Source organism: Elusimicrobiota bacterium, assembly GCA_041658405.1.
In the GTDB taxonomy this organism is placed as follows: Bacteria; Elusimicrobiota; UBA5214; order JBBAAG01; family JBBAAG01; genus JBBAAG01.
In genome coordinates this window covers 1-8,625 of the sequence record JBBAAG010000105.1, presented here as the reverse complement: position 1 = coordinate 8,625, position 8,625 = coordinate 1, and the positions used below count along the sequence as shown (strand labels likewise).

5 protein-coding genes are annotated in these 8,625 nt (G+C 43.9%); all 5 read right to left on the bottom strand.

The features are described 5' to 3' along the window. A partial coding sequence (locus WC955_12350) for a DUF6531 domain-containing protein (GenBank protein ID MFA5859844.1) occupies nt 1–4,767 on the bottom strand: 4,767 nt, incomplete at its 3' end. Between the two features lie 24 nt (nt 4,768–4,791). After that, on the bottom strand, nt 4,792–6,093 hold the full coding sequence (locus WC955_12345; protein MFA5859843.1) for a hypothetical protein: 1,302 nt from the start codon (nt 6,091–6,093) through the stop codon (nt 4,792–4,794). A gap of 15 nt (nt 6,094–6,108) precedes the next feature. Beyond that, nucleotides 6,109–6,834 carry a hypothetical protein gene (locus tag WC955_12340; GenBank protein ID MFA5859842.1) on the bottom strand — a complete coding sequence of 242 codons (726 nt, stop codon included), beginning with the start codon at nt 6,832–6,834 and terminating at the stop codon, nt 6,109–6,111. A 36-nt stretch (nt 6,835–6,870) separates the two neighbouring features. Next, complete coding sequence (locus WC955_12335) at nt 6,871–7,818, bottom strand: PorV/PorQ family protein (protein ID MFA5859841.1); 948 nt, start codon at nt 7,816–7,818, stop codon at nt 6,871–6,873. A 12-nt stretch (nt 7,819–7,830) separates the two neighbouring features. Next, a partial coding sequence (locus tag WC955_12330; GenBank protein MFA5859840.1) for a T9SS type A sorting domain-containing protein occupies nt 7,831–8,625 on the bottom strand: 795 nt, incomplete at its 5' end.

Genomic DNA, 8,625 nt, shown 5'->3' with positions numbered 1-8,625 from the left:
GATATCATAATTCCCTGTAACAGTACCGGTGTTTAGTATAACCCCGTATGAGGTCAACATGTTTGCATTGTTGTACTGGTATGTCATCGTTCCCGACCAGTCGGTATATTTTGTACGGTTTCCTATATCGTCGTACTCATACTTCTGCTGTCTCCCTCCGGGATACGTTACTTGTGTTAGCTGGTACAAATTGTCATAACCATACTCTGTATCGCCATCAGGGTCGCTCATCAACGTTTTCATCCCTGCGTTGTTGTACGTATAGTGTTGATACGGAATGTTTGAGGTGTTATAGTCTATACGCTCAAGCCAGTTGTTTGTGTTGTACGCGTACTGCGCGGTGATACCGTTGGGATATACCACGCTGGTACTGTTACCTACAGGATCATACGAAAAATTGATTGTCCCTGCGTCATCATCTGTCAGGCTCTCCATGCGGTTGAGAGTGTTGTACGCAAACAGTGTGTCTTTCGTTCCACCCGGGTACACCACACGTGTACGATTGCCCACCAAGTCGTACTCATGCGCGACAGTATACTCCACGGGTTCCGGTACGCCGGTAAGAAACTTTTGTTTTACCACCGTCAGGCGGTCAAGGGTGTTGTACTCATACCGTGTTTCAACATCCGGGGTAATTGCGGTGATAAGGTTATAGTTAGCATCGTACCCGTACTCAACTGTTGTATTATCAGGATACGTCTTTCGTACTAACCGGTTAACTGCGTTGTATGTGGATACAACAACATCGGTCCCATTTGTTCGTGATATAACATTCCCCGCAGCGTCGTACCCATACAAAATATCGTTACCTATTTCATCAATCTCCATGGTCCTGCGGTTAAGATTATCATACTGGTACTCAATAGTTTGTGATTTCGGTGTCACAACATGGCGGAGGTTGCCATTAGCGTCATAGTCATAATTTGTAGTATTCGTGTTCGCGTCAGTAACACTTTTTTTCCACCCGTTTGTGTAGTACGCATACTCCACTGTCTTCCCTAATGGGTCAATAACTTTCTTTAGGTTACCAACGTTATCGTACTGGTACTCTGTTACCTTCAACGTTGTACCCGGATGTTTTTCTTCTTTCACCCAGTTACGCGGATAGTATGTGTATTGAATAGTGTTACCGTTAGCATCTGTTTTAGACTCAAGGTTACCCACTTCGTCGTAAGTAAACTGTGCGGTATGATTCTCTTCATCCGTAATTGTTTCTACCTGATATATATTATTGTAACCATATTCTAATGCATACCCGTTTGCATCAATTATCTTTTCGGTATTACCAACTTTATCATAATAATAATGCGAATGCCCGCCGTTGGGGTAATGTATTTCACTTGTACGGTTCAAATCGTCATATACATACGTTGTAGTACTACCCCGCGCGTCAGTAATTGTTGTGCGGTTACCCGCTTCGTCGTATCCGTAACTCATAGTATTACCCATAGCGTCAACAACACTGGTTAACCGATTCATATTGTCATAATTATACAACGTCTTGTGTCCATTTGGATCAGTCACAGATTTACGGTTACCGTCGTCATCATATTCATAGGAAGTTACTATCGCATACGGCGCGGTTATTGCCGTCAACCGATCAAGATTGTCGTACGTAAACGTTGTAATGTTCCCTTTGGCATCCGTAGTTTGTGTACGATTGCCGTTTGCGTCGTATATATACACTACTTTATTATATTCTTCATCTTCAGATTCTTCAAGCTGGTTGTGGTAGGTATACTTAAATGTTTTCTTACCTTCATCATTTGCGTTAATATGTTCTGTGAGATTGCCAAAATCGTCATAAGTAAACTCTTCATCTTTAGAACCGTCTGAAACATATATTATTTGTTTAACCCTGTCCGTACCTTCCGGGTCAAGTACATATTTTGTTAAACGTTCCAACGCGTCAACCGTGCCGGTAGAACGGCCCAGGATGTCAAAACAGTACCGTGTGGTTTTACCCTCGGCATTTGTTACGGTTGTACGGTTACCCCAGGTATCGTAACCGTACGACGTGGAGTTCCCGTTTGCGTCAACATACGATACCAGCTGGCCTGATGCATTGTATGTATACGATGATGTATTAAGTTCAGGGTCTGTGACTGTCTTAAGGTTACCGAATGTGTCATAAGTGTAGGTATACAGTTTATTACGTTCATCTGTGAATGTTTCAACTTTTTTGTAGTCCTCGGTATACGTGTAACTAACCGACCCTACCGGCGTAGTGATTGTATGAATATTCCCATCGTCGTAGTAAGTATAACCATATGTATCGTTACCATAGTCGGTCATATATGTATTATCATTGTTTTCATCCCAGATAAACGATTTTACCTGGTTTACCGCGTTGGTGATATATACCACGCGCCCACTGCTGTCGTATTCAATCACTGTTGATTTCCCGCGGCTATTGGTAAACGTATTCTTGCGGTAAGTATCGTCATAACTTATGTAGCAAGTATCAGATATTTCATCGTATACCGGCCCGTCCTGCCTCACAACACGGTTATTGCTGTCATACTCGTACTGCCGGATCGCAAAACGTTTATTCGCATACTTTTTGTCATTATGGGAGATTAACCTATGGTTATTGTCATACAAATACTCTGCGGTAAGGCCGCCGGGGTAGTCCACCCGGGTTAATAACGTATTTTCATAAGAATACGTTGTCCCGCGGCCAAGAGGGTCAACCATCAAGTTTATCAGTAAGTCATCATTATATTCTATCTGTATCTCCCGCCCGGCAGTATCTATGATTTTGCATAATTTATCAGGGTAACCAGGTAAGTATTCAAAACTCACTGTATTGCCGTAAGGGTCAATAATGTGTTGCAATGCACAGTTTTGGGCGTTATATTCATAACGTATACCGTTCATTTCGTATAAGTTTACAATATTATTTTCAGTATCCCACTGAAGTTTTGTTGTGGTACCTTTTGGCGGATAAAAGTATCCGTCTTCATTGTTATACACAAAATTAATTTCTGCGGCGTCACCGCGGAATAATGTCCATGACCCATCGCTTTGCTCAAACCTAACCCTGGTATCAAACGGATGTGCCCACCCGTACCCGAATGGGCCATAGAAATTCATCATACTGTTGTATGACCTTGTAAAATGCAGGGGCAGCCCTTTACCGGGTAGTGAAAGGTCGGTAACGTAATAATATAAATTACCGGTAACCGTGTTCATTGAGTTAAACGAATTCGCGGTTTCCTTAATATCTCCGGTCATTGGTGTCGAGATTGGACGCACATTGCCTCGGCGTTTTATGCCGTTGACATACTCAGTCCTGCTGCTCCTGCCAGTGTTACTCCCATCAGGACGTTTTATCTGCGGTAATTCGCGGTGGCTGAAGTTTGCTAACTTCCCGTCAGTACTAACGATATGCAGTACACCGCCCTGGCTAAGTACAGGTATAAACGTTGCGGTTGTACTCGGGAAAAAGAAGGGTTGGTTCCATACACGGAAACCGTTATTGCCGTTTATTGCGTATATCATCCCCGGATCTTCAGACCATACAAAAACAATACCGTCTTTATCAACGGCTATATGTTCTTCACCATAAACAGGGATATTGATAGATAGAACGTATTGCCAGGTAGTTGAGCCATCCAGTGTGTTTAGTGCGTCTAAACCATAGTCAGTAACTACGCATGCTTTTTCGTTACTAATCATTGCAGGGATAGATACCGGAAGAGTGCTTCCATAATCCTTTGACCATACACGCGTACCGGATAAATTTATCTTTGAGACATAGTTATGAGGTAAGCCAGGTTCCCACATATATGCAGATTGCCCTTCAATAACAGAATAAATATTGCCGTTACTATCAACACTAGGCGAGTATTTTAGCTGCACTCTTTCATCCATATATTCGCATGCAGAAGTTGCCCATACAAAATAGTGAGTATCAATATCTACTGCTACTACACGGCGGTCGCCAGAAATGTAGAGCCTATTATCCGCCTCTCTTCCCAATGTTGGGGAATAGGTTTGCAAGTTTTCACTGCCAAGGTTATCAGTAACATCCAGCGCCCAGGATTCTCTACCGTCAGCCATTGAGAACGCAATTACGGTATTATTATTTATCGCATAAATTTCATTGCTGGACGTATACCCTAACGCCAGGGGAGATAATGCGTTGTAAGTTGCTGATACCCATACGATTACACCGTCTACAAATTTATAGATCCTGTAATTATCCGTCAATACATACAATTCATCGCTATTACCTATAGATACTGACACTATATTATCAGCAAAGCCGTAGTAGTCATATACAATACCGGTTTCCGGGTCGTACATCTTCAACGTTGTTTCTACGGATATAAACACCACACCGCGGCTATCCACTACCGGCGGGACTATTATCTCGCCCGTATCTGTTATCGTACCGGTAGAAAGGATTGCTTCCCTCTGCGGGCCGGAAACTAAACTCGTTATACAAGTGTTAGTATTATTCCCGTATGCTGATGGCCAGTAGGGCGTACTGCCTGGCACGGGGGGTTCGTAGTATGTCGTCGCTGCCAAAGGGAGATGGTATATATGCCCGATACCAAGATCGTACGTTGAAGTCACGCTGCTGCCAATAACTTCCTGCCCGCCTAATAACACTATCGACTGGTAACTCGTATTTGCTGTTGCACGGCCAAAACCGCTGAGGACCGCGTCAATTTCATATTCCGCGGAACATACGCTCTGATATACTATCAGTAACGCAAATGACAGTACGAGTTTTAGTACACTACAATGTTTTTTCAACTATTTTCCCCGTTTAAGTTAATGTTAAAGTTTCATTATGAACGCAAGTTTATAGTATATCGGCATAAAATCTACCGGCGCGCTTGTACCGGTATTATTAACCGTTAACGTGTGTGTATGGCTGCCGTTTGTGTGAATCAACGGCTCACTGCCTGTACGCCAGGCATACGACCCGCCGTCGCTTGTGATTGACGCATCTGTGAATACATCACGGCCTAATCCTGTTGTCGTCGCTTCTGATACAGTATGTCCGTGAAGGCCATCAGTACTCGTTGTGGCGGTATGGTTATGCGCTGGGAGCTGGCTGGTAGAAGTTAGCGTGAAATATGTCGCACCACCGGTTAACCCAGGCTGTTCTGCTGCACCGCTGACGCTTAATATGAACCTGTTCCTAAGATCCGGCGTGTCTTGGCTACCATCGCATAAGCCCCAGCCGCTGGGTAAGGATTCTATTGAGCCTGACCACATGATTATCGAACCTTTGGGTACCATATAAAACTCTGTACCATTAACCGTACTTCTAACTTCACCGGATACGTCTAACGCTTTCCCAGGATTTGTTACGCCAATTCCTACATTACCATCACTATCTACCCTCACCTGTTCTGTCATAACACTATCTTTGCGGGTAAGGATACGTACTGCTCCGGCTTCTGACCCTGCGGTGGCAGTAGACAACACGCCGTCAAAATACGCAGCGTCTTTTAACGCGCCGGTTGAATTTTCTACCTGGAACATTAACCGCGTACCAAAACCGTTAGCGGCTGTTCCTGTGGTGAACCCGCGAAGCACTGCTGTTGGTGTTGGCGTATTCGTTTCCGCTGTTTCATGGTCTATCACTGCGGTAAACGATACCGCACTGCTGCCATACACGTGGAATGGCCATTCAGTTGATGGTGTTCCAACAAAAAGGTTGCCATCAACTTCAAAGTTGCCGGTTGCACGTTCTGCTGTCTCTGCACGGAAGGCATACGCTACGGTAATAACTTTTTGTTTCCCCAGCGATACCGGCGTTTCGCCGTCATTTATCAAGGTTTCTATATACTTTGTCGCACCGTCAAATAGCGGTATAGTAAATGAATTTACAGAACCCAGGATTGCGTTGAATATCCCGCTTGATACTACCACGGTTTGGGTTTCATTCCACAGTTCGGTTGTCATATTGGAATCGTAGAGTTTGAACGTTATACTTTTTTCACTGTTTACTGGTACGTTGTCCTGATATAACCGTCCCTGATAATTCATCGTAGGGGGGACCGCCGCTATTAGGTTGCCTGTCGTCAGGACTAAAACAATTGTTACCGCATACTTCAAAAACTTAACCATTTTTTCATTTTCCTCCTATTTTGTTATTACCGGTACAAATTCTGTTTCTAAATTACCTGCATTTATTTCTAGTCCACTGATAACCGTTTCAGTGACGGATTTCCCTGCTGGAGTAAATATTTCTTCTTTAATCTTTTTTGGGAATAATACGGTGTTTTTTGGCTCGCTAAAATATTCTACCGTGTATTTCTCCGATAGTTTACCGTGCATATTGTATATCTCCACGCTTCCTACAACACCTTTACCGGAATCTACAGATACCATTACTTGCGGGTACTGTGATTTACCGTTCTTGGGTATCGCTGTGATAACAACAGTATTCCCAGATTTATTATCCACTGATGTATCGTACTGGTTTAGGTATTCCGGTAGATTAAAAATAAACTGCGGTAACCCGGAGAGGCTGGGTAAGGATTTACTATTCTTTTCATTCTCAACCTTCCACTTGCCCGAAGGAAGGATACGGTAAGTTTTTTTGCCGATAACAACATCTATCTTTCCTTGTACAACGCGTTTGTGTTTATCCGGTTTTGCGTAAATATATGTTTGTTCTGTTTTATGCGCCAACGCGTTGTCTATACCGTAACTAAGCTTTTCGACTTTCATCTTCAATGTTTGGATATTTCCGAAATTGGCCTTTACTTTCTCAATTACAGGGATTCCCGCTGTACCGGGCTGCGGATAGCCCGTACTTGCTGTAGATAATAGTAGTAGTAATACCGGTAATACTGACTTTCTCACTTAAATGTTACCTCCTAATAAATATTATTTAATTTTTTAAAACCTTGCACTTAAACTGAACCTATGAGTATTGCCTAAGTCCGAGTACGGGACAAATGAGTAGTCGAACTGGTAGTTGTAGAGTTTGAAGCCAAGCCCGGCTGATAGTCCAGTATCCATCTCTAAAGACTGCGAACTTATAAGTGTCGGAGTATTAGTGTTTGACTCGGATTTTAGAAGACTTATCGCTTTCATCAAGTATCCCGCTCTTAACGATACCATGTTCATCACAGTGTATTCTGTCCCTATCGCGTACCCGACTTTTGAGTCGTAGGGCGAAAACTTTATGTCGCTTGCCAGCATCACCACGCCAAAGAGGTTGTATCCTACACCCGCTGTTATCGTCAACGGCAAGTTGTACCCCTGGCTGATAAACTTCATCTGTGTACCAAGGTTTTGGATTGATACCCCAAGGTTAAGGTTCTTTATCGCAGTTGCGTGCATCAATCCTATATCTACCGCTACTCCCGTTGCGCGTTCGTTTTCTATTTGTTGTTGTACGAGTTTTAAGTTTACACCCAGGCTGCTCCCCGGGACGAGTTCCCGGCTGAACGCTACGCTGCCCGCGATGTCCGCTGCGCCAAACGTACCTTCGAGTTCTCGGTTATCCCCCCGGCGTTCAAGGTCGCCTTGAGACAAATACACTACGTTACATCCTAACGTGCCTATCTTCGTCGGTAACGCTATTGCTGCGTAGTCGTAGGTTGTGTCTACCAGCCACTGTGTGTGCATCAGGGCGACTTCGGGTTTTGTAATCTTCGCCACACCGCCTGGGTTACACATCATGCCGGTAACATCATTAGATACTGCGGTATACGCCGAACCCATCCCTACGGCCCGCGCGCTGCTGCCAATCTTTAAGAACGCTGCGCCCACGGGGTCTGCTGTAATGCCATAAGATACTGAGGTTAGTACTGCTAAGACTGTAATTATTATGTTTTTCATATATTTCACCCCTTACCGTATTACCGCAAGTTTTTTCACGGCTTTGATGTCAGCATACCCGGACTTATGCGCTTTTATTAGGTAAATATATACCCCGCTGGCGTACCCGCCGGAGTCCCATTCCTGTTCGTAACAATACTTGTTGTTCACCACACTTGCTGAATTACCATCAATATTGGTGGTGTATATTAACTCACCGGCAATATTGTATATCCCGATATCTACTTTGTCCGCTATACCGACTTCAATGTGTAACACCGGATTCTTCCCATACTTTGCAGGATTAGGGAAGCTGTACACTTCGCCTAACTTAAACGTCGGATCGGGACCGCTTTGTACAAACTTTAACGCGCCGTAGAGTTGCGAACTATCACTGGTTTTTGCGGTACATATTTCGCTGTACCCCAATTGCAGTTTTTTGTTGCGTACAATAAATTGTATTTTGTTTTGCGTTAATGAGTACTGGTTAAACGGTACCGCTGTTGCGGTGATATACACTTTGTCTTTCGTCCCATCACTACCGCTGCACGTTGCAGACTTGTACGCTTGTAAGCCGTCTATTATCAAAGTAGTATCGTTGACAGTAGCGGATTGAGCAAATGTAAACCTTACCCCGTTGATATTCCCCCAGCTTTGGGTTGAACCCGACACTTCAAACTCGTTTGTACGAAATGACAGGTAGTTCCACCCGCTGTTGATGTCGGTGCTCGAAGCTATGTTATATCCATGTGAATACCAGCCTGAGCTGCCGCTTTTGAATGATATTTTTAACGCCGATACGTCTGTTTTTTCTGGAACATACAACCA